This window comes from Nitrospirillum amazonense (assembly GCF_029594735.1).
GTDB classification, from domain to species: domain Bacteria; phylum Pseudomonadota; class Alphaproteobacteria; order Azospirillales; family Azospirillaceae; genus Nitrospirillum; species Nitrospirillum amazonense.
This window is the reverse complement of record NZ_JARPAF010000003.1, coordinates 569,463-593,083: the sequence shown is the minus strand read 5'-3', so window position 1 is coordinate 593,083 and position 23,621 is coordinate 569,463. Positions and strand designations below refer to the sequence as shown.

At 68.4% G+C, this 23,621-nt stretch carries 5 protein-coding genes; all 5 read right to left on the bottom strand.

Annotated features, from left to right (window positions below; all coding sequences use genetic code 11):
* Positions 1–15: 15 nt before the first annotated feature.
* The 5 genes from P5F91_RS20655 to P5F91_RS20635 all read right to left on the bottom strand — a co-directional run bounded on the left by P5F91_RS20655 (position 16) and on the right by P5F91_RS20635 (position 23,168).
* A complete protein-coding gene (locus P5F91_RS20655; RefSeq protein ID WP_145612092.1) occupies positions 16–2,166 on the bottom strand; it encodes a site-2 protease family protein in 2,151 nt (716 codons plus the stop codon).
* Positions 2,166–3,557 carry an efflux RND transporter periplasmic adaptor subunit gene (locus tag P5F91_RS20650; protein WP_145612091.1) on the bottom strand — a complete coding sequence of 464 codons (1,392 nt, stop codon included), beginning with the start codon at positions 3,555–3,557 and terminating at the stop codon, positions 2,166–2,168. The genes P5F91_RS20655 and P5F91_RS20650 overlap by 1 nt, the downstream gene beginning before the upstream one ends.
* 10 nt (positions 3,558–3,567) lie before the next feature.
* On the bottom strand, positions 3,568–4,308 hold the full coding sequence (locus P5F91_RS20645) for an efflux RND transporter periplasmic adaptor subunit (protein ID WP_145612090.1): 741 nt from the start codon (positions 4,306–4,308) through the stop codon (positions 3,568–3,570).
* 125 nt (positions 4,309–4,433) lie between these two features.
* A complete protein-coding gene (locus tag P5F91_RS20640; protein WP_088875721.1) occupies positions 4,434–6,029 on the bottom strand; it encodes a TolC family protein in 1,596 nt (531 codons plus the stop codon).
* 6 nt (positions 6,030–6,035) lie between these two features.
* Positions 6,036–23,168 (bottom strand): autotransporter-associated beta strand repeat-containing protein, encoded by a 17,133-nt coding sequence (locus tag P5F91_RS20635; RefSeq protein ID WP_277908145.1) that lies wholly within the window; start codon positions 23,166–23,168, stop codon positions 6,036–6,038.
* Positions 23,169–23,621: the final 453 nt, after the last annotated feature.

Below are 23,621 nucleotides of genomic sequence, written 5' to 3'. Positions count from 1 at the left end.
GTCGGCGGTTGGCGTTCAGAAGCTGCCTTCGCGCAGCAGGATGGCCACGGTGCGGCGCCACAGGCTGCCCAGCAGGCTTTCGCGCACGCCTTCCAGCGTCACGCGGCCCCGCTCCAGGGTGGCCGGGGTGGTGTCCTTGGCCGGGGCGATCAGCACGCGGTACAGCGATTCCTCAGGCACCAGCTGGTGCTGGCTGTCCTCGCGTGCCGCGATGTCGCCGCCATAGGTGCTGGCCAGATAGCGCCGGGTCAGTACGCGGGTGCTGGTGTCGTCGATATCCTGGATGTGGCCGTCCACGGCGCTGGTCACGGTCTGGTCGGGGCGAAAGCGGCCCTCGTCACCCACGGCCACGCGGTGCAGGTCGGCCTCGCGCACATAGGCCTCGATCATGGGATGCGCCGGGTCCAGCAGCAGGCCCAGCCGCTCCTTCGCCGGCAGCCATTCGCCGGGCGACAGCGGCTCCGTCACCTCGGCCATGATGCCGGCGAAGGGGGCGGTCACGGTCAGCTTGGCCTTTTCCGCCTCCAGCCCGCGCAATTCGGCCTGCGCGGTCTCCAGCTCCTGCGCCGCGATGCGCTGGCGTTTGGGGTCAACGGCGGCGCCGCCGCGATAGGCGGCTTCCCACTGCAGCGTCTGGATCTTCTGGCGCTGGCTGGCCAGCTTATAGTCCAGGTCGGGGGAGCTCAGGCGGAACAGCACTTGGCCCGCCGCCACGCTCTGGCCGGCCTTGACCAGCACGGCGTCCATCCGCCCTGGCTGGTCCAGGAAAATCTCCATCTCCTGCGCGGCGCGCAGGACAGCCGGCGCCGTCACCGTGCTGCGCCAGGGGATGACGGCAAGGGCCAGCAGGCCCAGCGCCACGGCCGCCGTGGTGGCGGAGCGGCGGTTCCAGGTCATGGTTCCCCGCCGCCGTATCCATTCCCGCACCTCGTTCAGGGGCGGGCGCAGGATGAACCACCACACCTCCACCAGGAACAGGATGATGCCCAGCACCTTGAAGAACAGGTGGTAGACCAGGGCCGCGATGCCGACGAACAGGGTGAAGCGGTAAATCCAGGTCGCCAAGGCCAACGCGATCAACAGAGTGCGGCGCCTGGCCGGCAGCTCCTCCGGCACCGGTTCCCCGAGATGGAACAGCCGCTCGCGCAGCCACCAGCGGCCCAGCGCGAAGGCGCGGTCATGCAGGTTGGGCACGTCCAGCAGGTCCGACAGCAGGAAATATCCGTCGAAGCGCATGAAGGGGCTGGTGTTGACCAGCACGGTCATGATCCAGCTGGTGGTGGCCAGCAGGAAGGCGGCGGCCTTCACCGGCCCTTCCGGCAGGAAGGACCAGGCCAGCGTGGCATAGGCGGCCAGCGTCAGTTCCGCACCCATGCCGGCCACGCCGATGGCCAGGCGCTGGCGCCGGTTGGGCAGCCGCCAGGCGTCGCTGACATCGGTGTAGAGCAGCGGGTACATGACCATGAAGGCGATGCCCATGGTCTGCACCCGGCAGCCATAGCGCTTGGCGGTCAGGGCGTGCCCCAGCTCATGCACCACCTTGGCCACGGCCAGGCCGACGGCGCCGGTGATGAGGCCGGAGGGGGAGAGGAAGCTGACGAAGGTGGTGCGGAACTGGTCCCACTGCCGGGTCACCAGGTAGATGCCCAATAAGGCGGCGGCCAGCGTCACCAGGAAGAAACCGCGGGTGAAGATCCAGGATACATAGGGTAGGGCCTGGGTCAGGAAACGGTCCGGCTTTACCAGCGGCACACGGAAGAACAGGTAGTTCTTCAGCAGCCACTGCCACAAGCCGGGCTTGCGCATCTCCGCCTGACGCATGAGGGTCGATACCGCCTGCGGCCCATGGCGCTGCAACAGGTTGTTCAGCGCCAGGAACTGCGAGACGGCCATGACATCGTCGGCGGTGACGCGCAGCGTGGTGTTGGATGCGACATCGGCGGCGATGGCCTGCGGCACCTCCAGATGCCATCGGCGCAGGATCTCGAACTCCAGCCAGCCCAGCCGATAGAAGCGTCCGGCCACTTGGTCATGCAGCGTCCAACTGGGCGACCCATCCGCCAGGGCCGGCCCGGCCAGCAGGGTCAGTTCCTCGCGCAAGGGGGCCAAGCGCATGGGCGGGGCGTCCACCGACGCGGGCACGGCGTCCGGAACCTCACCGCTCATCAGACACCCAGCCGCTGACGCAGCGCCGCCAACGGGCGGCGGAACAGATAATAGAACAGGGTGGTGCGCTGGCCATAGATCTTGGCTGTACCCTGCAGGCCGATGCGCACGGGGGATTGGCCATCGTTGAACCGCGCCTTCAGGCGATAAGCCGCGATGCCGTCCGTGCCCACCTCGGGCTGATAGGCCGCCAGCCGCACGGTGGCGTCCAGCGGATGCTGCGGGTCGATGTTCAGGAACAGCGACACAGGGTCGCCCGTGTCCATGGCGATGGCGTCGGCCACCGGCAGCTTGATCTCCAGCTCCACGTCCTTGGGCTCCGCCACCATCAGGATGCGCTCGCCCTGCGTGACCGGCCGTCCAATCCAGTCGTTGACGTCGGTGAACACGGCCAGGCCGGCGCGCGGCGCATGCACGACGATGCGCTTCAGCAGATCCTGGACGTAGGTGACCTCCGCCATGGCCTGGTCGCGCTTGCCCTGCAGCACCACCAACTGGCCCTTGGCCTTTTCATCGAACACGGCCTGCTGCGCGGTCTGGCGGTACTCCGCCTCCGCCGCTTCCAGGGTGGCCTGGGCCACGTCCAGGCGATTCTGCAGCCGCACCGGGTCCAGCTGGAACAGGGGCTGGTCCTCGGTCACCGGCTGGTTGGGCGTCACCAGGAACTTGTCGACCACGCCGTCGAATGGGGCCCGCACCACGGTCGGGGCCTGGGGGATGACCTCCGCCGGCGCCAGGGCCGACAGGCGCACAGGGAACAGCGACAGGGCCACCAAGCCCGCCGCGACATAGCCCAGGGTACGCAGCGACTTCAGCCGGGCGGCGTCGCGATGCCAGCGCCGCTGCTGCCGGACCAAGCCGCCCCAGGCATGGGCGTAGGCATCACCCAGATTTTCCAGCAGCACGCGCTCGCCATCCGTCCACGGCTCTTCCCGGGCCAGCAACAGTCCCCCCAGGGACCGCTCATCCGGTGCCGTCAGCGGCAGCCACAGGCCGTGGGCCGGCAGGTACTCCGGCCACTCCTCGGCCAGATCCGGGGCCAGATCGGCCGTGGTCAGTTCCTTGATCGCGGCGGAATCGCCATGGGCCACCAGAAGGCGGCAGGCGTAGCGGGCATAGGGGCTGTCGGCATCCACGGAGGACAAGCCCGATACGGCCAGCACCGCGCCGTCGCCCCGCTCCGTCCGCTGCCAGGCCAGCGCCTGGCGATAGCGCACCAGGCTGAAGGTGTCATTCACCATCAGGAAGCCCAGTTCCTGCTCGGTGCGGGTATGCCGCGCGCGCTTCTGCAACTGCAGCAGGGTAGTCAAGCCGAACAGCTGCCGGCCGGCCAGTTCGGCCGCATCCGGACGCTGGGGCGGTTCCTCCGGGGTGGGGGGCACGACGCGCATCACCCTGTCCTCAATTCGGAGCCGCGACGATGGCGCGGCCGCTCATGCCCGGCAGCAGCTCCGGGAATTTGCCGTCGATGATGGCGAAGACCCGGATGCTCTGCGAGACGGGATCGATGCGCGGCGACAGGCGGGCGACCTTGGCCGGGTACTTGCGGCCCGTTTCCTCAATGCCGATTTCCAGTGCGAAACCCGGCTTCAGCCACTTCAGCCACGACGACGGTACCAGCATTTCCGCCTCCAGTTCCGTCGGGTCCAGGATCTCAAGCAGTTTCTGCCCTTCCGCCACGGATTGGAAGCGTTTCACGTCCACCGGCCCCATGCGGCCGGCGAAGGGGGCGGTGACCACGCAATGCGACGCGACCTCGCGCGCCATCTGCTGTTCGGCTTCGGCCATGGCGTGCTCCGCCGCCGCCGTTTCCACTTCCAATACGCCGATGGAATTCAGCGTGTTCAGCTTGCTCTTGACCTCATAGGTCTTGCGGGTCGCAGTCTCCTGGGCGTTGGCCTTGGCCTGGCGCGCCCTCTGGATGCCGCAGTCGAAGGCCACCAGCTTTTGCCCCTCGCTGAAACTGTCGCCCTCTCGCAACGGCAGTTCCGAGATCTGGGCGGCGATTTGCGACGACAGCACCGTGCTGCGCTTGGGCACCAACTGGGCGCGGATCTCGGGCATGGTGTCGGCGCCGTGGGCCGTGACGGACAGGCCGAGAAGAAGCGCGGGCAGGATCAGGCTGAACCGGGGGCGGAACAAGGGGCGGACTCGCTGTTCGTTGCAAGGGGTTCGTTGCAAAGGCCGGCGTTGGACGGTCGCCGAAACAAGACGGGCCGGGAGGGAGGATCCCCGCCCGGCGCCGCTTTGGCTATGGCTCTCTGGAGTTACTGCGTCAAGGCCTTGCCGGGGTCGTCCAGTGTCGGCGTCTCGGCGGAGACCGACGCCTCGGCACCGAACATGCCGCTCTCGATACGGCGGTTCACCGTGGACACCGCGGCGGTCAGGGTCTTCAACGAATAGTCCGGCACGGCCTGGGGCAGCGGATCGATGCCGACCGAAACGTACAGTGACGCCAGCGCGTTCTGCATGTCGGCGTAGGCCCGGGCACGGGTCAGTTCCGCCACGATGCGCGACGCGGACGCGCGGACGCGGTCCACCTTGCCGGCGGCGCTGTTTTCCTGCTGCGCCAGTACCTGGTCGTAGATGCGGCCCTCGATGTTGTCCAGTTCGGACGCCTCCAGGTACTGGGTGCGGGCGCGGCCCAACTGCTGCCAGGCCACGTTCACTTGGGTCAGGACGGCCATGGAGAGGGCAAGGTTGCGCACCTCGGCCTGGTCGCGCTGCGTCTCCGCCAGGCCCATGAAGTCATTGCCGGCCAGCAGGTTCACCAGGCCCCAGGACAGGCGCAAGCCCCCCTCGGCCCATCGCTGGTTCACCAGGAAGGAGTTGCTGTCATAGTCCAGACCGCCCTGGATGGACAGGTTGGGGAACAGCTTCAGGAAGGCCTTGTGCACCTCGTCCGTGGCGATGCGGCGGTTGTACGCCTGCTCGCGCAATTCCGGGCGGTTGATCAGGGCCGTGTGTTCCAGCTCGGTGATGGCGGTTTTCATCTCCGGCAGGGCGGTCGGGTTGTCCGGCAACACCAGCTGGTAGGGCGTCCCCGGGGGCAGGCCCATCAAGGCCGCCAATTGGGTCTTGGCCAGCGCCAGGTCGGCCTGCAGGTTCTCCAGCTGGCGGATGATGTCGATGGTCGCCTTCTCATCCCGCAGCACGTCCAGCATGGGCTTCAGGCGCTGCTTCTCCACCTGCCGGGTGTCTTCCAGGGCCTGGCGGGCATCGGCCAGGATGGGGTTGATGCGGTCGCCGATCTTCTCAGCCGCCACGGCCTGCCAGTAGGCGGCGCGGACCTGCTGCACGATGCTGTTGACCGCTGAGCGGCGCTTCTCAGCCGTGGCCAGGGCCCGGTCGCCGTTCTGCCGGGCCTGGTAATAGCTGATGCCGAAGTCCAGGACGCTCCAGCTCAGCTGCAGGTCGGCGGTGCCGGAGCGGCGGTCGCTTGAGATCGAGGGTTCCAGCGACTGCTTGCCGGTCAGGATGGAGTAGGAGGACGAGGCCAGTTCGTTGCTGCGCGCCGTCAGCCCGCCGTCCACCACCAGCTTGGGCAGCAGGTCCCAGCGCGATACGTCGATCTGGCGGTTGGCGATGGCCTGGTCCATCAGCGCCAGCCGGTGGTCCAGGTTGTACTTGACCGCCCGGGCGATGGCCTCGTCCAGGGAGACGGCGACCGTCACCGGATCAATGCGGTCGCGGACGAGCTTCAGCGCCTCGGTGGCGCGGGTCTGGTTCTCATCCGACGTCAAGGGGCGGGGGGTGACGGAACACCCCGCCAGCAAGGCCACCAAGGCTCCGGCGACAATGGGCGTCGCCACAGTACGCGGGCGGGTGCGCCGCGCCGGCGCGGAATAAGGCAAGGACGTCATGTAGCCTCAGGCGGTCGTGGTGGTGGAAGCGTGGTGGGCGGGAAGGGCCGGGCCGTGCTGCGGGGCGGTGCCGCCGAACACGTCCAGCAAACTGGCGAGAAGGGACACGGTGTCGTCGACGATGCCGTGGTGCGGGACGCCAAAGGTGCCGGTACCGAAGCCGACGGCCTTCTGCGCCTGGGCGGCGGCCTGAAGCTGTGCCGTCAGCGACAGCTTGCCCGCCGGCACCTTGCCGGGGCCGTTGGCGATCTTGGCGGCCAGATCCTGGGCTGCCACGTCACGGCCGGTATAGGCCGCCAACTGCACCGGGTTGAGATCAGCGGGGACGGCGATCGCCGGGTCGTTGGCGGCATGCTGCTGCGGGGCGCGGTTCCCCGGACCCTGACCACCAGGCCCGCCGGTGCCGTTCTGCTGCTGGCCCACCGCCATGTTGAACTTGGCCTCGGCGACGTTGCCGTTGCTGTCGCGCGCCGTGACGGTGATGGCGACGTTGCCGTTTTCGCCCGCCGGCGGCTGGCCGCTGAAGGTGCCGTTGGCCGGGTTGAAGGTCAGCCACGCGGGCAGCGGTTCGCCATTGGCCTGCCGTGCTTCCAGCGTCACCTGCGGGTCGCTGCTCTGGAAGGTGCCCTGCGGCAGCTGGAAGGTCACTTGCTGGCCGGCGGTGACCACTTGGTTGCTGACCTGGTTGGCCAGGGTCAGCGTGGTGGTGCCGCCGGTGGCGGAGGTGATGGCGACCACGCCGGTGCCGGCGCTGATGGTGGCGGCGGAGGTGGTCGTCGTTCCGGTCGTCGCGGCCCCGGTGGTCGAGGTCGCCGTCGTGGTGGTCGTGGGCGCCGCACTGGCCGTCGTCGTGCCGGCAGCGGTTGTGCCGGTGGTGGTTGGGGTGGCGGTCGTTGAGCCAGTGGCCGTTGTGGTGGTCGTCGACCGGCTGGTGCTGGTCGACGTGCTGGTGTCGGTCGCCAACGCGGTGATGATGCTGGTGGTGGCGGTCGACGTTGTCGTCGTGCTGGTGCTTGTGCTGGTCGCGCTGGTGCTGATGACGCTGTTGCCGGTCAGGCCTGCGCTGGGGGTGCCGCTGACGCCGGCGTTGCCCGTGCCCACCGTTTGGGTCAGGGCCACGGTGGTCGTCGCGGTGCTGGTCGCGGCCACCGTGGGCGTCACGATCAAGGTGCTGGTCGACGTGGTTGTCGGTGCCGTCGCGGTCGTGGTTGTGGTCGTCGTGGTCGTCGTGGCTGGGGGCTGCGGCACCACCACGGGGTTGATGGTCACGCCGATGATGCCGCTGGCCGTCTTGGCGCCGCCCACCCGGGTCGTGCCGCCGTCGCTGACGGTCACGGTGATGATGTCGTTGCCGGTGGTGGCGGGGGTCAGGTTCAAGGTGGCCAGGGTGGCGTTCACGTCGGCCACGCTGCCGCGGACGGTGACCGTGCCGGTGCCATTGCCGGTCAGGGTAGCGGCGCCGGAGGCCGCCATGACCAGCTGCCCGTCGAAGCCGTCCTTCACCAGAACGCTGATGGTGCTACCGGTCAGGGTGTCGCTGACGCTGATGCCGGTGATGGCCTGGTTGCCGGTGGCGGACAGGTTCTGGGCGCCCGGCAAGGTCAGGACGGGCGTGTCGTTGCCGGTCAGGCTGATGGCCACCGTGCGCACGGCGGACTTCACGCCGCCGATGCGGCTGGTGCCGCCATCGCTGATGGCCACCGTGAGGGTGTCGGTGTCCGTGGCTGTGGCGGTGGTGGCGTAGGTCAAGCTGGCAAGGGTGGCGTTCACGTCGGCCACGCTGCCGGTGATGGAAACCACGCCGCTGCCGTTGCCCGACACCGTGGCGCCGCCGGAGGCGGTGACCGTGACGTTGCCCTTGCCGGCCAGCAGGGCCACCGTGACCGCGTTGCCCGACAGGGTGTCGCTGACGCTGACGCCGGTGATGGCATGGGCGTCGGTGTCGTTGTAGCTCTGCGCCCCCGGCACGGTCACCACGGGGGTGTCGTTGCCGGTCAGGCTGACCGCGATGGTCTGGACGGTGGACTTCGCCCCGCCGATGCGGGCGGTGCCGCCGTCGTTGGCGGTGACGGTGATGGTGTCGCTGCCCGTGGCCGTGGCGGTGGTGGCATAGGTCAGGCTGGCCAGGGTGGCGTTCACGTCGGCCAGGCTGCCCGTGATGGTCAGGCTGCCCGTGCCATTGCCGGCCAGGGTGGCGGCGCCCGACGCGGTCGCGGCGACGTTGCCCTGGGTGGCCGTGACCGTGGCCGTGACCGTGGTGCCGGTCAGGCTGTCGCTGATGGTGACGCCCGTGATGGCGTGGGCGTTGGTGTCGTTATAGCTCTGCGCCCCGGCCACGGTCAGGACCGGCGTGTCGTTGCCCGTCAGGTTGATGGTGATGGTCTGCACGGTGGACTTGGCGCCGCCGATGCGGTTGCTGCCGCCATCGCTCAGCGCCACGGTCAGGACGTCCGCGCCCGTGGTTGTGGCGGTCGTGGCGTAGCTCAGCGTGGCCAGGGTGGCATTCACGTCGGCCAGGCTGCCGGTGATGGAAACCACGCCGCTGCCGCTGCCCGACACCGTGGCACCGCCGGAGGCGGTGACGGAGATGTTGCCCTGGGTGGCGATCAGGGCGGCGGTAACGGTGCTGCCCTGCAGGCTGTCGCTGACGCTGACGCCGGTGATGGCGTGGACGTTGGTGTCGGTGTAGCTCTGCGCCCCAGCCACGGTCAGGACCGGCGTGTCATTGCCGGTCAGGTTGACCGCGATGGTCTGGACGGCGGACTTGGCCCCGCCGATGCGGGCGGTGCCGCCATCATTGACAGTGACGGTGATGGTGTCGCTGCCGGTGGCGGTGGCCGTGGTGGCGTAGGTCAGGGTGGCCAGGGTGGCGTTCACGTCGGCCAGGCTGCCGGTGATGGTGACGCTACCCGTGCCCCCGCCGGTGACACTGGCGGCGCCCGACGCGGTGAAGCTGAGGTTGCCGTGTAGATCAGCCACGGTGGCGGTGACCGTGCCACCCTGCAAGGTGTCGCTGATGCTGACGCCGGTGATGGCATGGGCGCTGGTGTCGTTGTAGCTCTGCGCTCCGGCCACGGTCAGGACCGGCGTGTCATTGCCGATCAGGCTGACCCCGATGGTCTGGGTGGCGGACTTGGCGCCGCCGATCAGGCTGCCGCCGCCGTCGTTGACGGTGACGGTGATGGTATCCGTTCCCGTGGCCGTCGCGGTGGTGGCGTAGGTCAGGGTGGCCAGGGTGGCGTTCACGTCGGCCAGGGTGCCGGTGATGGTGACGCTGCCCGTGCCGGTACCGGTGACGCTGGCGGACCCCGACGCGGTGAAGCCTAGGTTGCCGTGCAGGTCGGAAACGGTGGCGGTGATGGTGCCGCCGTAGGTGTCGGCGACGCTGACACCGGTGATGGCATGGGCGTTGGTATCGTTGTAGGCCTGCGCCCCCGCGACGGTCAGGACCGGCGTGTCGTTGGTGGCGATGGCCACGGCGATGGTGCCGCTGGTGGACTTCGCGCCGCCGATGCGGGCTGTGCCCCCATCGTTGACGGCGACGGTGATGGTGTCGCTGCCGGCGGTCGATAGAGTGGTGGCGTAGGTCAGAGTGGCCAGGGTGGCGTTCACGTCGGCCAGGCTGCCGGTGATGGTGACGCTACCCGTGCCCCCGCCGGTGACACTGGCGGCGCCCGACGCGGTGAAGCTGAGGTTGCCCTGCAGGTCGGACACGGTGGCCGTGACGGTGCCGCCCGGCAGCGCGTCGGTGATCGCCACACCGGTGATGGCGTGGTTGGCCTGGTCGACATAGCTCTGCCCGCCCGGCAGGGCCAGGGACGGCGTGTCGTTGCCGGTCAGGTTCACCGCGATGGTCTGCGTCTCGGACTTCGCACCGCCGATCAGGCTGCCGCCGCCGTCATTGACGGTGACGGTGATGGTATCCGTTCCCGTGGCCGTCGCGGTGGTGGCGTAGGTCAGGGTGGCCAGGGTGGCGTTCACGTCGGCCAGGCTGCCGCTGATGGTGACGCTGCCCGTGCCGCCGCCCGTGACGCTGGCGGACCCCGCAGCGGTGAAGCCCAGGTTGCCCTGCAGGTCGGACACGGTGGCCGTGACGGTGTTGCCCGCCAGGGCGTCGGTCACGCCCACGCCTGTAATAGCATGGCTGTTGGTGTCGGCGATGCTCTGCGTGCCGGCCACGCTGATGGTGGGGGCGGCGTTGCCGGTCAGGGTGACTGCGATGGTCTTGCTGTCCGACAGCGCACCGCCGGTGCCGGTGTTGCCGCCGTCATTGACACCGATGGTGATGGTATCGCTGTCGCTAGCGGTCACCGTGGTGGTGTAGGTCAGGCTGGCCAGGGTGGCGTTCACATCGGCCAGGGTGCCGGTGATGGTGACGCTGCCCGTGCCGCTGCCGGTGACACTGGCGCTGCCCGAGGCGGTGACCGCCAGGTTGCCCTTGCCGGCGCCCAGGGTCACGGTCTCGGTGCCGGTACCGGCGTCAGGGTCGGCCACGCTGACGCTCAGGCCGTGACCCAGGACGTCGGTGATGGTCTGGGCGCCCGCAACGGTCAGGGTGGGTGCGTCGTTGACGGCGGTGACGTTGACCGTGCTGGTGACGGCGGCCGACGGGGCGATGCCGTCGTTCACCGACCAGGTGACGGTACGGCTGGTGCGGGTGCCGGCCAGGGTCGGGTCTTGGCTGGTGGAACTGAAGGTGATGCTGCGCAGGGCCGCCTGGTAATTGGCCAGGGTGTCGCTGCCTGTCAGGGTCAGCACGCCGGTGCTGGCGTTATAGCTGCCGGTGATGTTGGCGGTGTTGACGAAGGTCAGCACGTCGCCGGCCACCACGCTGCCGATGGTCACCGTGGCGCTGGTCAGGGTGCTGGTGGCGCTGTCGGCGACTGTGAGGGTGGTGTCGATGGCGCCGGCGGTGCCGGCCTCGATATAGGTGACGGAGCCGCCAGCCGTCATCACCGCGCCCTGCGCCGCGACACTGACCGTGCCGTTATTGGTGGAATAGGCGGTGGCGCCGCCGTTGGTGGTGGTGTCGGCCGTCTGGCGCGTGCTGCCGCTGCTGGCGGTGCCGCTGGTTTCGTCCCAGCCCTTGAAGGTCAGCGTGGCGGTTTCCGCGGTGCTGCCATTGGGCACATAGCGCAGCTGGGCGCTGCTGTTCAGCAGCAGGCCGCTGCTGGTGGAAACGGTGCCGACGCTGAACCAGTTCGTGCCATCGGTGGAATACTGCCAGGTGCCGGCACCGGAGAGCCCAGTGATGGCGACGCCCGAGACGCCGTGGCCGTCCACGTCGGCGTAGCCGGTGTCGCCCAGGATGCTGGACACGGTGACGGCGGTGCTGGTCGTGTTGATGGGCGTGGCCGGGATGATGGAGGTGGCGCTGCTGGATAGGGTGGGCGCGTCGTTGACCGGGGTGATGGTGACGGTGGTGCTGGCGGTCAGCGTGGTGGTGTCCGCGCCGCCGTTGGCGGTGCCGCCATTATCCTGAACGCTGGTCAGGGTGACGGTGCGGCCGCTGCCGGCCGTCGGATCGTCGCTGGTGTTCTGGTAGGCCAGGCCGTTGACCAGGGTCTGGGCGGCGCCGGCGGAGAAGTCGCCGGCCTTGGTGATGGTGACGTTGGCGGTGCCGCTGGTAACACTAACGCTGACGGAATAACCATTGGCCGTGGTGGTGGCGCTGTTGCCGTTGGTCAGCGCCACGCTCTGGCCGTCGATGTTCAGGGTTTCCGAGGCGCCATCGGCCAAGCCACCCACCGTCAGGGTGATGGCGTGGACACTCTGGCTCGCCTCACTGGTGCTGACGGTTGTGCCGCTGAACAGCGCGACGGCGTTGGCGCCCTCGACATAGGTGGGGCTGGTCGCCGGGGTGGTGGTCAGGGTCGGCGCCTGGTTGACCGGGTGCAGCGTGACGGTGGTGCTGGCGGTCAGGGTGGTGGTGTCGTGGCCACTGTTGGCCGTGCCGCCGTTGTCCTGGATGGCGGTCAGGGTGATGGTGCGGCCGCTGCCGGCCGTCGGGTCGCTGCTGGTGTCCTTGTAGGTCAGGCCGTCGACCAGGGTCTGGGTGGCGGCTGCCGTGGCGCCGCCCGACTTGGTGATGGTGACGGTGGCGGTGCCGGAGGTCACCGAGACCGCGACGCCATAACCGTTGGCGGTGGTGGTGACGCTGGTGCCGTCGACCAGGGTGACGTCCTGGCCATCAATGGATAGGACCTCTGACGTGCCGTCGGCCAGGCCGCCGACGGTCAGGGTTAGGCCACTGATCTTCTGGCCGGCCTCGATCGCGCTGATGGTCGTGCCGCTGAACAGGCTCACGTCGCTGCCGCCCTCGGTGAAGACTGGGCTGGTTGCGGGCGTGGTGCTGAACGTCGGCGCGTCGTTGACGGCGGTGATGTTGACCGTGCTGGTGACGCCGGCGGAGGGGGCGATGCCGTCGTTCACCGACCAGGTGACGGTACGGCTGGTGCGGGTGCCGCCCAGGGTCGGGTCCTGGCTGGTGGAGCTGAAGGTGATGCTGCGCAGGGCCGCCTGGTAGTTGGCCAGCGTGTCGCTGCCGGTCAGGGTCAGCACGCCGGTGCTGGCGTTGTAGCTGCCGGTGATGTTGGCGGTGTTGACGAAGGTCAGTACGTCGCCCGCTACCACGCTGCCGATGGTCACCGTGGCGCTGGTCAGGGTGCTGGTGGCGCCGTCGGCGACCGTGAGGGTGGTGTCGATGGCGCCGGCGGTGCCGGCTTCGACGTAGGTGACGGAGCCGCCGGCCGTCATCACAGCGCCCTGCGTCTCGACGCTCAGCGTGCCGTTGTTGGCCGAGTAGGCGGTGGCGCCGCCGTTGGTGGTGGTGTCGGCCGTCTGGCGCGTGCTGCCGCTGCTGGCGGTGCCGCTGGTTTCGTCCCAGCCCTTGAAGGTCAGCGTGGCGGTTTCCGCGGTGCTGCCATTGGGGACATAACGCAGCTGGGCGGTGCTGTTCAGCAGCAGGCCGCTGCTGGTGGAAACGGTGCCGACGCCGAACCAGTTCGTGCCGTCCGTGGTGTACTGCCAGGTGCCGGCGCCGGAGAGCCCGGTGATGGCGATGCCCGAGACGCCATGGCCGTCCACATCGGCGTAGCCGGCGTCGCCCAGGATGCTGGACACGGTGACGGCGTTGCTGGTGGTGTTGATGGGCGTGGCCGGGATGGTGGAGGTGGCGCCGCTGCTGGACAGGGTCGGGCTGTTGTTGACCGGGATGATGGTGACGGTGGTGCTGGCGGTCAGGGTGGTGGTGTCCGCGCCGCCGTTGGCGGTGCCGCCATTATCCTGAACACTGGTGAGGGTGACGGTGCGGCCGCTGCCGGCCGTCGGATCGTCGCTGGTGTTCTGGTAGGTGAGGCCGTTGACCAGGGTCTGGGCAGCGCTGGCGGAGAAGTCACCGGCCTTGGTGATGGTGACGGTGGCGGTGCCGCTGGTCACACTGACGCTGACGGCATAGCCGTTGGCGCTGGTGGTCACGCTGGTGCCATTGGTCAGGATCACGGCGGTGCCGTCGACGGTCAGCACCTCCGACGTGCTATCGGCCAGGCCGCCGACGGTCAGCGTCAGCGCGTGGATGCTCTGGCCGGCCTCCACCGTGCTGACGGTGGTACCGCTGAACAGGGATACCGCACTGCCGCCCTCGGTGAAGCCGGGGGCGCTGGCCGGGGTTGTGGTCAGGGTCGGGGCGGCGTTGAGGACGCTGGCCACGATATCGTTGCCGGTGCCGCCGCTGTTGGTGATCAGCGCTTTGCCGCCGCTGAGGTCCGCGCGCCCGCCGCTGTCCAGGTTGTCGAAGGCGGTGGCGTCGGTGGTGCCGCTGCCGGTGTTGTTGACGATGGTGAAGCTGTCGCCCAGCGCCACCGTGTAGCCGCCGACGGCGCTCAGCGTCAGGGTGCCGGCATTGCCCGACCCGTCGTTCAGCACGACGTTGCCGCCGACGCTCAGGACGTCGTTGTTGCCGGATGTGCCGGCGATCTGGATTTGCAGGGCGCCGCCCAGGTTCACGTTGCCCGTAACGGTCAGGGTGCCGATGCCGTTGTTCACGCCCTCGACGCCGGGGGCCAAGGTGCCGCCGCCATAGACCCGCAGGTTCCCGCCGACGGTGCCGGTGCCGGCCAGGGTGGCGCCGTCCTGGACGTTGACGTCGCCGCCAACCGAACCGGTCAGCGCCAGGGTGCCCGCCTGCACATAGGTGGTTTCGGTATATCCACTGCCGTCGCCCGACAGGGTTACGGTACCGGTTCCACCTTTGAACAGGCTGCCGAAACCATTGACGGCACCTGACAGGGTCAGGCTGTTGTCCGTGTTGAGGGTGCCATTGTTGACGGAGATGTTAAGATTCTGGCTCAGGCTGACGCTGGCCCCGGTGACAGTGAGTGTGCCACCGTTCAGCGTCAGGGCGCTGCCGCCCAGGTTGGTGGCGGCGGCGATGCGCAAGGTGGCATCGCGCACCGTCGTATCGCCGGTGTAGGTGTTGGCGCCCGACAGCGTGAAGGTACCGCCGTCGTTCATCGTCAGGTCACCCGATCCACTGACCACGCCCGACAGGGTCAGGGCGTTGGCATCGCTGATCGTGCCGCCATTGCTGCCCAGGGCCAGTGCTTGGCTCAGGCTGACGCTGGTTCCGGTCACCGCCAGCGTGCCGCCATTCAACGTCAGGCTGCCGCTGCCCAGGTTGGTGGCGGCGGCGATGCTGAGGGTGCCGTCGATGATGGTGGTAGTGCCGGTGTAGGTGTTGGTGCCGCTGAGCGTCAGCGTGCCTACACCATTCAGGGTCAGGTTTTTGGAACCGGAAATGACGCCGGACAGGGTGGCGCTGTTGGTGGCGCTGATGGTGCCGTTGGCGCTGAGGACAATGGCGTTGGCGAGGGTGACGCTGCTGCCCGTCACCTCCAGCGCGCCACCGTTCAGGATGACGGCACCGTTGATAGTGGTGCTGCCCAGGTTGGCGGCGCTGGTGACGCTGAGGGTGCCGGCGGACACCATGGTGGCGCCCAGGGCGCCGGTGGAGCTGGTGTAGGTGTTGGTGCCGGACAGGGTCAGCTTGCCGGCGCCGACCTTGGTCAGGCTGATGACGTGGCTGAGGTTGCTGCTGACGCCGCCGGTGATGTTGCCGGACAGGGTCAGGGCGTTGGCGTTGCTGATGATGCCGCCGCTGGCGCCGAGCGTGATGTTCTTGGAGATGGTGACGTTGCTGCCGGTGACCAGCAGGCCGCCCACGCCGGTGTTGCCCATGTTCAGGGTCAGCGTGCCGGTGGTCAGGTTGGTCTGGTCGGTGATCGACAGCGTGCCGACCTGGATGTTCAGGTTGGTGGTCGCGGCGCTGTTGTTGGCGGTCAGCACGATCGCGCCGTTGCCGAAGTTGTGGGTGAGGGTGAAGGCGCCGGCCAGCGTCCCGCCCAGGGTCAGGGTGGCGGTATCGCCGACGTAGATGCTGCTGGCGGCACTCAAGGTTACGTTGCCCGACAGCGTCGCGCTGCCGGAGGCCAGGTTGATGGCGCCGGAGCTGGACGTGCCGGCGCCGGCGATGGTCAGGGCATCGGCGATGGTGACGCCGTTGTCCACCTGCAGGGTGGCGCCGCTGGCCACGGTGGTGGCGCCGGTGCTGCTGCCCAGGGCGCCGCTGCTGGCGGCTTCCAGCGTGCCGGTGCTGATGGTGGTGGTTCCGGTGTAGGTGCTGGTGCCCGACAGGGTCAGGGTGCCGGTGCCGGTCTTGGTGATGCCGCCATTGATGCCGCCGTCCTGGAGGACGCCGGAGAAGGTGGTGCTGGTGTTGTCGCCGCCCATCGTCAGCGTTCCGCCGTTCAACGTCACCGTGCCGGCGCCGCTGAGCGAGCCCACGGTCTCATCACTGGCTTCCAGCTGCAGCGTCGCACCCGATGCGACGGTCACGGCGCTGCTGTCGCTGATGGCGCTGCCGCTGGACACCATGATCTCGCCGGCGCTGATGGTGGTGGCGCCGGTGTAGGTGTTGGTGCCTGACAGCTCCAGGGTGCCGGTGCCCGTCTTGGTCAGGCCGCCGGTGCCGGTGATGGCGCCGGAGAAGGTGGTGTTGGTGTTGTTGCCGCCCGCCGTCAGCGTGTTGAAGCTGCCGAGACTGACGGTGCCGGCACCGGCGAGCGAGCCGATGGTCTCGCTGGCGGCCAGGGCCAAGGTGGCGCCCGAGGCGACGGTCACGGCGCTGGTGTCGGCGACGGCGCTGCCGCCGCTGGCGGTGACCGTGCCAGCGCCGATGCTGATGGCACCGGTGTAGGTGTTGGTGCCCGACAGGGTGAGCCCATCCGAGGCGCCGGTGCCGGTGCTCAGCGTCAGGGTGCCGGTGCTGCCGGTGATGTTCCCGGACAGGGTGGCGGCGTTGCCGCTGGCCACCTGGATGGTGGAACTGGCGGTGACGGCGATGTTCTTGGCGATGCTGGCGGCGCCGTTGACCAGCAGGGTGCCCCCGGCCAGGGTGACGCTGCCGCTGCCCAGGCTGCCCGCGCCGGCGATGCTGAGGGTGCCGGAGGTGACGGTGGCGTTCGTATAGGTGTTGCTGGTGCCGCTCAGCACCACCGAGGCGTAGGTGCCGCCGGTGAGCTGTGAGGTGATGTTCAGGCTGCCGTTGCTGACCACGCCCGAGAAGGTCAGGTCCTTGCCGGCGCCCAGCTGGTCATTGATGCTGCGCGTGCCGCCGCCCAGATCGACGGTGCCGGTGAACGTCATGCCGAAGCTGCCGGCCAGCAACAGGTTGCCGTTGATCACCAGGTTGTTGGCCAGGGTGTAGGCGGCGGTGGTGCTGCGGATTTTGCCGCTGTTGAAGGTCAGCGTGCCGGTGCCGATGGCGTTGGCGGACGAGATGTCCAGGATGCCGCCGTCCACCGTGATGCCGCCGGAGAACGTGCTGTTGCCCGACAGCTTGATGGCGTTGCCGGCGGTGGTGCTCTTGGCGTCCAGCGCGCCGCTGCCGGTGATGGCGCCGCTCAGGGTGACGGAGCCGCTGGTGTAATCGATGGTGCCGCCGCCGGAATTGACCGTGATGGCGGTGGAACTGGAGAAGGCCGCCGTGGACAGCAATGTGCCGCCGTTGAAGATCAGCGACGAGGTGCTGCCCAGGCCGGCCACGGCCAATATGCCGGCCGAAATCGTCGTCGAGCCGGTGTAGGTGTTGCTGCCCGATAGGGTCAGCTTACCGGCACCTGTTTTGGTCAGGCCGCCCGTGCTGCTGATGACGCCCGACAGGGTCACGTCGTTGGCATTGCTGATGGTGCCGCCGCCGCTGCCCAGGGTGATGGCCTTGCTCACGGTCACGGCGGACCCCGTTACCGCCAATGCGCCGCCGTTCAGGGTCAGCGTGCCGGTGGTCAGGTTGGTCTGGTCGGTGATGGACAGGGTGCCCGTGGCGACGTTCAGGTTGGTGGCGCCGGTGCCGTTGCTGCCGCTCAGGACCAGGGTGCCGGTGCCGACATTCTTATAGAGCGTGAAGGCGCCGCCCAGGGTCCCGCTGAGGGTCAGCGTGCCCGTGCCGCTGACGTTGACCCGGGCGTCCGCCGTCAGGGTCACGTTGCCCGATACCGTGGCGCTGCCGGTCGAGGTGTTCAGGGTCAGCGAGCCGTTGCCGGCGGTGCTCACCGCGTCGGCGATGGTCACGCCATCATCGATCAGCAGAGTGCCGGCAGAGGCGATGGTGGTGCCGCCCGCGCTGGTGCCCAAGGCGCTGGAGGTGGCTGCCTCCAATTTGCCGGCGCTGATGGTGGTGGTGCCGGTGTAGGTGTTGGCGCCCGACAGAATGATCGTGCCGGCGCCCGCCGTGGTCAGGTTGCCGGTGCCGCTGATGACGCCCGACAGGGTCAGGGTGTTGGCGGTGCTGATGGTGCCGCCGCCGGTGCTCAGCAGGATGTTGCCGCTCAGCGTCACGGTGGTGCCGGTCAGCGTCAGCGTGCCGCCATCCAGCGTCAGGCCGCCGCTGCCCAGGTTGGTGCTGTCGGTGATGCTGAGGGTGCCGGCCGACACGGTGGTGTTGCCGGTGTAGGTGTTGGCGCCCGACAGGGTCAGGGTGCCGGCACCCGTCTTGGTCAGGTTGCCGGTGCCGCTGACGACGCCCGACAGGGTCAGGGCGTTGGCGTCGCTGACCGTGCCACCGCTGCTGCCCAGGGTCACGGCGTTGGTCAGGGTGACGCTGGTTCCGGTCACCGCCAGCGTGCCGCCGTTCAGGGTCAGCGCGGCGGTGCTGAGGTTGGTATTGTCGGTGATGCTGAGCGTGCCGGCGGTCACCGAGGTGGTGCCGGTGTAGGTGTTGGTGCCGGAGAGGGTGAGGGTGCCGGCACCAGCCGAGGTCAGGTTCTTGGAACCCGAGATGACGCCGGACAGGGTGGCGCTGTTGGTGGCGCTGATGGTGCCGTTGGCGCTGAGGACGATGGCGTTGGCGAGGGTGACGGCGCTGCCCGTCACCTCCAGCGCGCCGCCATTCAGGATGACGGCGCCATTGATGGTGGTGCTGCCCAGGTTGGCGGCGTTGGTGACGCTGAGGGTGCCGGCGGACACCATGGTGGCGCCCAGGGCGCCGGTGGAGCTGGTGTAGGTGTTGGTGCCGGACAGGGTCAGCTTGCCGGTGCCGACCTTGGTCAGGCTGATGACGTGGCTGAGGTTGCTGCTGACGCCGCCGGTGATGTTGCCGGACAGGGTCAGGGCGTTGGCGTTGCTGATGATGCCGCCGCTGGCGCCGAGCGTGATGTTCTTGGAGATGGTGACGTTGCTGCCGGTGACCAGCAGGCCGCCGACGCCGGTGTTGCCCATGTTCAGGGTCAGCGTGCCGGTGGTCAGGTTGGTCTGGTCGGTGATCGACAGCGTGCCGACCTGGATGTTCAGGGCGGTGGCCGCGGCGCTGTTGTTGGCCGTCAGCACGATCGCGCCGTTGCCGAAGTTGTGGGTGAGGGTGAACGCGCCGGCCAGCGTCCCGCCCAGGGTCAGGGTGGCGGTGTCGCCGACGTAGATGCTGCTGGCCGCACTCAGGGTCACGTTGCCCGACAGCGTCGCGCTGCCGGAGGACAGATTGATGGCGCCGGAGCTGGACGTGCCGGCGCCGGCGATGGTCAGGGCATCGGCGATGGTGACGCCGTTGTCCATCTGCAGGGTGGCACCGCTGGCCACGGTGGTGGCGCCGGTGCTGCTGCCCAGGGCGCCGCTGCTGGCGGCCTCCAGCGTGCCGGCGCTGATGGTGGTGGCGCCGGTGTAGGTGTTGGTGCCCGACAGGGTCAGGGTGCCGGTGCCGGCCTTGGTGATGCCGCCGTTCAGGGAGGCGCCGTCCTGGATGACGCCGGAGAAGGTGGTGGAGGTGTTATCCCCGCCCAATGTCAGCGAACCGCCGTTGAGCGTCACCGTGCCGGCGCCGCTGAGCGAGCCGACGGTTTCATTGCTGGCCTGCAGCACCAGGGTGGCGCTGGATGCCACCGACACGGCGCTGCTGTCGCTGATGGCGCTGCCGTTGGACACCATGATCTCGCCGGCGCTGATGGTGGTGGCGCCGGTATAGGTGTTGGTGCCGGACAGCTCCAGGGTGCCGGTGCCTGTCTTGGTCAGGCCGCCGGTGCCGGTGATGGCGCCGGAGAAGGTGGTGTCGTCGGTGCTGGCCTCGTTCACCGTCAGTGTGTTGGTGCCGAGCGTCACGGTGCCGGCGCCGGCGAGCGAGCCGATGGTCTCGCTGGCGGCCAGGGCCAGGGTGGCGCCCGAAGCCACGGTGACGGCGCTGGTGTCGGCGACGGCGCTGCCGCCGCTCAGCGTGACAGTGCCGGCCGAGACCGTCATGGCGCCGGCGAAGGTGTTGGTGCCGGACAGGGTCAGGCCGCTGCCGACAGTGGTGCCGGTGGTCAGCGTCAGCGTCTTGCCGGCGGTGCCGGTGATGTTCCCGGACAGGGTGGCGGCGTTGCCGCTGGCCACCTGGACGGTGGAACTGGCGCTGACAAGAATGTTGTTGGTGATGCTGGCGGCGCCGTTGACCAGCAGGGTGCCGCCGGCCAGGGTGACGCTGCCGCTGCCCAGGCTGCCCGCGCCGGCGATGCTGAGGGTGCCGGAGGTGACGGTGACGTTGGTGTAGGTGTTGCTGGTGCCGCTCAGGACCAGCGAGGCGTAGGTGCTGCCGTTGAGCTGTGAGGCGACGTTCAGGCTGCCGTTGCTGACCACGCCGGTGAAGGTCAGGTTATTGCCGGCGCCCAACTGGTCATTGATGGTGCGGGTGCCGCCGCCCAGGTCCACCGTGCCGGTGAACGTCATGCCGAAGCTGCCGGCCAGCAGCACGTTGCCGTTGATCACCAGGTTGTTGGCCAGGGTGTAGGCGGCGGTGGTGCTGCGGATCTTGCCGCTGTTGAAGGTCAGCGTGCCGGTGCCGATGGCGTTGGTGCTGGAGATGTCGAGGATGCCGCCATCCACCGTGACGCCGCCGGAGAACGTGCTGTTGCCCGAGAGCTTGATGGCGTTGCCGCTGGTGGAGCTTTTGGCGTCCAGCGCGCCGCTGCCGGTGATGGCGCCGCTCAGGGTGACGGAGCCGCTGGTGTAATCGATGGTGCCGCCGCCGGAATTGATCGTGATGCCGATGGAGCTGGTGATTGCCGCCGTGGACTTCAGCGTGCCGCCGTCCAGGGTCAGCGAGGCCGTGGAACCCACGGCGCCCAGCGCCAGCGTGCCGCCCGATACCGTGGTGGCGCCGGTGTAGGTATTGGTGCCGGACAGGGTCGCCGTGCCCGCCCCGGTCTTGGTCAGGGTGCTGCCGGTGCCGGAAACCCCGGCGGAAATGGTCAGTGTGTCGCCGCTGCCCACCGACAGGGTGCCGGCGCCGCCCAGGGCCAGGCCGCCGCTGGTGGCGGCGATGGTCAGGCTGCCTGCCGTGGTGGGCGCGTACTTCAGCGTATCGCCGGCACCCAGCGTGACACCGCTGGCCAGCGTGATGGTCCCGGTGACGCTGTCGCCGATGACGATGGTGTCCGCCCCCGTCTGGGTGACGGACCGGGCCAGCGCCTCGCGCAGGCTGAAGCCGTCGGCGGCGGCACCGCTGCTCTGGTCTGCGGTGGTGGTGACGTAAATGGTGGAACTGGTCACCGTCAGGTCGGCGTTGGTGGTGTTGCCGTTGCCGTCGTTCACGGCGAAGCGGATGGTGGCGTCGCCAAAGGGGGTGGCGTTGCTGTACTGGACGGCATGGATCAACGCCGCCACGTCCGCGCTGGTGGCGCTGGCGGTCAGGTTGACGGTCAGCACGCCGCCGGTGTTGGTGAAGGTCAGCGCATGGCCATTGACCGTGACCGTGCCGCCGCTGGCGCTCACGCTGTTGTCGAAACTGAAGACGTCGTTGGCCGTGGCGTCGGCGGATCCGGACGTCACGCGCTGTACCACCAGGCTGCCGCCGGCCCAGCCGGCCGTGTCGTTCTCTGTGTCGCTGACCGAGGCGGCGGTGCCGGAATCGAGGTGGACGGCGGTGCTGGCATCCACCCAGGCGACCGTGTCGCCGGCAAGGTTGGTGATGACTGGGGCGGCGTTGGCCCCCGTGACCGTGATGCCGGCCGTGTCGGTGGCGGAGGAGAAGGCGGTGGTGCCGCCGTTGGTGGCGGTCGTCACCTTGCTGCCGGCCGTGCCGCTGGTCTGGTCCCAGGCGCGGAAGGTGATGGTGGCGGTGCCGGTGTAGCTGCTGCTGGGCGCGAAATAGAGGCGGGTGTTGGCGTCCGCCTTCAGCAGCAGGGCGCTGGTGTTGCTGACCGTGGCGACACTGGTCCAGGTGGTGCCGCCGTTTGTGGTGTAATACCAGGTGCCATGGGTGGTGTCGGTGGCGGTGATGGCCAGGCCCGTCAGGGCGCCGCTATCGGGGTCGGTGACGTTGCTGATGCCAGTGCCGATGCCCACCAAGGCCGACACCAGGGTGCCAACGGACCCTGTGGGGGTGCTGGCCACGGTGTTGACTTCCGAGGTCAGGACCGGCGACTTGCTGGCGTCCAAGGTGGGCGCGGTATTGGCCGGAACACAGAAAGGGCTCGTAGCCTGGAAAGTGGCGAGCGTCTCCGCATACGCAAATTTGCCATTATGGCTTATGGGATTGTTTGGATACGTCAATGATGCGTAGACGTATCCCGTGGCGCTTGGGTCATAGTATGCAACAAGGGTGCCTGTGGAAATGGAACTACCGTGGGCGTCGGTTGACACACTCACGCTGTAAAGCCTGGTGGTTCCGAAATACGATGCTGTCGTACAGCCCAGGCAATGGTCCAAACCCTCCATACCGGCGACGGTGAACGGCAGCACGGTATCGATGGCTTTACCGGTGGTGTATTCCAAAACCCAGTCGCCGCCCAGCGCCGCCGGGCCGGTGCGGTCGGTGGAGGCTGCGACATCGATGTCGTTGCCCAGGTAACGGGCGAAGTCGTTGACGAATTGCTTGCCCTTGTCGGTCTCGGCGACGGAGCAGCCCAGCAGTAGGAAGTCGCCGCCCGTTTTCAGCGAGGCGCCGATAGCCGCCAGGTCGGTGGCACGGCCGGCAAGGTCGCCATCTGTAAGTACATGGTTACCGCCCAGAATGAGGCCGCCGTCGCCGCCTTCGGTCACCAGGACGACGGTGTCCAAGTTTTTGTAGGCCGACAGCGCCTCGGCGATGCCATGAACGGTGCGCTGGCCTTCCCCCAGCAGGATGACGGGCACGGATGGGTCCATGCCGGCGATCAAGGTCTGATAATCCGCCACGCTGGTGTCGACGATGACCACCTCGTGCACGCTGGACGTGGCCGTCGTGGTGGGGATGACGGCGGTGGCGGTGCTGGTGTTGGCGACCTTGGTGGTGTCGGTCGTGGCTGTTTTGGCCGCGTCCGAAGTCTTGGCCGTATCCGTGGCCGCCGTCTGGCTGGGGGCGGACGTGCCGCTGGCCGTCGCCTTGGCGCTGCTGTCGGCGGTGCCGGTGTCGGTCGCCGTCGCGGCGGCGGCCTTGGCGGCCGCGTCCAGCAGGGCGGCGCTGGCGGCCGCGTCCGCGTGCGTGTCCACCGTCGCCGTCGCCGCCGTCTTGGTCACCGTCGCGGCGGTCGCGGCGGCGGCGGCGTCGAACATCATGCGGGGTTCAAGGGCCAGTCGCAGGGCGCGCGGGGCGTTCTTGCGATCCTGGGTCTTCTTGACCGGGGGGCGTGAACCGTCGGGCATGGCGTACACTCACCAATTGGAATAGGCGGCCGCGGGGGACCTACCTGAAAGGCAAGGCGCCTTTTGCAAAAAACCCATCGATGGCTGCAACGGCTCCCCCATAGCGCTTAAATCACAAGTACCCACAACCCGCCAGTAAATTCAGAAGCGGGCATCGCGCTCGGAAGACGATCATCTTTTGTGACTAAATGTGAGAGCGCGCTTTATGGGGCAGCCGCAGTCGATGTTGCCCCCTGCGCCCTATTCAAAAGTATACATATTAAGAAATCCCTACCGCCCAACGATTGTATGCGCCGGCTTTTGGAGGTAATCCACCAGCCGGATTTCTTAATGGAGTTAAAATATTAACAAGGATTTAACCAAGTCCGGCGTGTAACGGGGTGGCGCCAGGGGCGCAAATTTGATAGAGACATCGCAGGGTGGTGGCGCCACGCCGGAAATACCACCGCTTAT